Annotated in this window: 3 protein-coding genes; 1 reads left to right on the top strand and 2 read right to left on the bottom strand. The window is 47.0% G+C overall.

Features of this window, described 5'->3' with window-relative positions:
- Positions 1-476: transposase (locus tag J4G07_22540; GenBank protein ID MCE2416762.1), on the top strand; the 476-nt coding region annotated here is incomplete at its 5' end.
- Between the two features lie 138 nt (positions 477-614).
- Here the strand turns inward: J4G07_22540 and J4G07_22535 are convergent.
- Together J4G07_22535 and J4G07_22530 are read right to left on the bottom strand one after the other, a co-directional pair.
- A complete protein-coding gene (locus J4G07_22535) occupies positions 615-1,670 on the bottom strand; it encodes a KamA family radical SAM protein (GenBank protein ID MCE2416761.1) in 1,056 nt (351 codons plus the stop codon).
- Positions 1,671-1,699: 29 nt separating this feature from the next.
- Positions 1,700-2,233 carry a peptidylprolyl isomerase gene (locus tag J4G07_22530; protein ID MCE2416760.1) on the bottom strand — a complete coding sequence of 178 codons (534 nt, stop codon included), beginning with the start codon at positions 2,231-2,233 and terminating at the stop codon, positions 1,700-1,702.
- Positions 2,234-2,751: the final 518 nt, after the last annotated feature.

Genomic DNA, 2,751 nt, shown 5'->3' with positions numbered 1-2,751 from the left:
CGCTGAAGCGATATGAACGCAAGTTAGCACGTGCCAATCGCAGACTTTCGCGCAGGCAGAAAGGCAGTCAGAACTGGCAGAGGGCAAAGCGTATACTTACTTCTGTGCATGCACGGATCGGTAATATCCGTGAAGACGCTCACCACCAAGCAACAATACGGATTGTTCGTAAAGCAAGTGCTATCGGTATAGAGACGCTGAAGGTTACCAACATGCTCAAGAATCGGAAACTCTCAAAAGCACTTTCCGATTCAGCGTTGGGTGGCTTTCTCACGAAACTCAAATACAAAGCAGAGAGGCGTGGCATACCGATAACCGAGGCACCGCAATTCCTCGCCAGTTCTAAAACCTGTAGCAACTGTGGACACAAGAAAACAGAGTTGGTGCTTTCTGAACGCACCTATCACTGCCCCGAATGTGGTTTTGAAGGCGATAGAGACCTTAACGCAGCAATCAAACTGTGTCCTGTCTCATAAAGCACCGTCGCGGTGAGTTGCACCGAGACGCGAAACGCCTGTGGAGTTTCGGTAAGACCAAGCAGGAAGTCGACACAAACTCAAAGATCTATAGGTTTTGATAGGTTCTTTAGGTTTTGATAGGTTCTACACAACGGTTTACCAGTCCTCATCAAAGAAGGGCGTGCTTGGATAACTGTAGACGTCACCTTCGTAGTTGCGGAGTTGAATTTCGTCGTCATCAAAGGCGACAACTGGGTCAGGAATCAACGCGATTTTTCCACCACCACCAGGGGCATCCACAACGTAATGCGGGACACCCAGCCCAGAGATATGTCCGCGCAGTGCCGCAACAATATCTAACCCTGTTTGGACGGCTGTCCGAAAATGGTCGGTGCCGACGACAAGATCGGCTTGATAGATATAGTACGGCTTGACTCGGATGCGTAAGAGTCCTTTCATCAGTTCCACCATTACATCAGGATCGTCATTTACACCTTTCAGAAGCACTGCTTGGTTACCGAGCGGTATACCCGCGTCGGCTAACATACCGCATGCCTTCTTAGTTTCAGGTGTAATCTCGCGCGGATGGTTGAAATGGGTGTTGATGTAGAAAGGATGATGCCGTTTCAAGATCGCACATAACTCAGGCGTGATACGTTGCGGCAATGTTACTGGGACGCGCGATCCGATCCGAATGATTTCCAGATGTTTAATCGCTCGCAATCCACCGACGATCATGTCAATTTTTTTATCCGTCAACATGAGCGGGTCACCCCCGGAGATGATTACGTCTCGGATCTCTGAATGTGCCTGGATGTAGGCGAGTCCTCTCTCAATGTTATCTTCGGAAATAGAGTGCGGGTCCCCGACTTTCCGTTTCCGGGTACAGAAACGACAGTAGATTGGACACATGTAATTGACATAGAAAAGTGCCCGATCGGGGTATCGATGCGTTACGTTTGGGACTTCGCTATCGTCTTCTTCGTGCAATGGGTCCTCTACGCCGGTACTCATCAGTTCCCTTGGATCCGGAACGACCTGTTTCCAAATCGGATCACCGGGTTCTTCTATGAGACTCAGGTAATAAGGATTGATACGGATCGGAAATTCTTTGTGAATTCGCTGCATCTCCTCTAAGTCAACATCAAATGCAGCGGCAAGTTTTTCTGGAGTGTTAACGGTGTCTCTAACAAGACGTTTCCATTCTTCCATATATTGGGTCCATCCTTTCCGAATGCATGTTACGGTGCTACTTCGTAATTTTCGATTGTCACTTTGTTCATGACATCACGTTCGCGGAGTGCGTCTACCACATCTATCCCTTCAATAACTTTTCCAAACGTGGTGTAGCTGCCATTTAGATGAGTATAAGGTGTTGGGTCTGAGTTGATGCAGATATAAAACTGGCTTCCCGCCGAGTCGGGGTTCTGTGTCCGTGCCATCGCAACAACACCTTTTTCGTGCACTGGCATCTTATCACGGAGTTCTGGGTCTTGGAACTCTCCACGAATCGTCCACCCAGGTCCACCACTACCTGTTCCCTCTGGATCGCCGCCTTGGATAACAAAACCCGGGACGTATCGATGGAAGCCCACTCCATCATAAAATCCTGCTTCGATCAGTCTCGCAAAATTCTCTACTGTGGTTGGAGCTGCCTCCGGGTAAAGTTCAATAATGATGTTTCCTTTTTCAGTTTCAATCGTTACATAAGGCAGTTGATTGTTATTACATGAAATAACTGCGGCGACAAACGCGCCTAATAAACTAAATCGCATAATTTGAGTGTGAAAATTTGGGTATCTCCACGAATTCCTTTTTGGGGTTCATCAAAAATTTTCGACGCGTACCCGTTTAACAAATAAATTGCGTATAAACTGTATTCTCGCCGATGGGTGCAAAGTTGCTATACATTATACACTTATTTGCGCGTGAAGTCAAGTAGAATTTTGAGGTATTCCAGGGTCATTTAGTTTTAAGCAATTATAGGATTTTGGGTGGATCCGGTGCGGTTAGGAAACCGCACCTACCGGATCGGGGGATCCAAATGCGTAAAAAAAATGGAAAACTGAATAACCCTGTGAGGTATTCGCTTTCTGTAGGCTTTGCGGATTTTTGCAGAAAAATGGAGTGGTTTGTGTATCAGGTTTGCGTCGTAACCAAATACTTACAGGTGATAGACCCCCGAATGAATTCGGGGGCTTCTGCAAAAGTTAAGCAGAAGCATTCGTGGACCTCAAACGACATTGCTTTTGTTTTGAGAATGTCGGATCGGAGTCGAAAAGGTAAGCCATGC

The sequence above is a fragment of the Candidatus Poribacteria bacterium genome (assembly GCA_021295715.1).
Classification (GTDB): Bacteria; Poribacteria; WGA-4E; order WGA-4E; family WGA-3G; genus WGA-3G.
Note: the sequence above shows the minus strand (reverse complement) of the source record. Positions and strands in the feature narration are given on the sequence as shown.

Bases quoted from the DNA above. Each gene is read 5' to 3' on its own strand.
- J4G07_22535 (MCE2416761.1), bottom strand. From the start codon at position 1,670: ATGGAAGAATGGAAACGTCTTGTTAGAGACACCGTTAACACTCCAGAA.
- J4G07_22530 (MCE2416760.1), bottom strand. From the start codon at position 2,233: ATGCGATTTAGTTTATTAGGCGCGTTTGTCGCCGCAGTTATTTCATGT.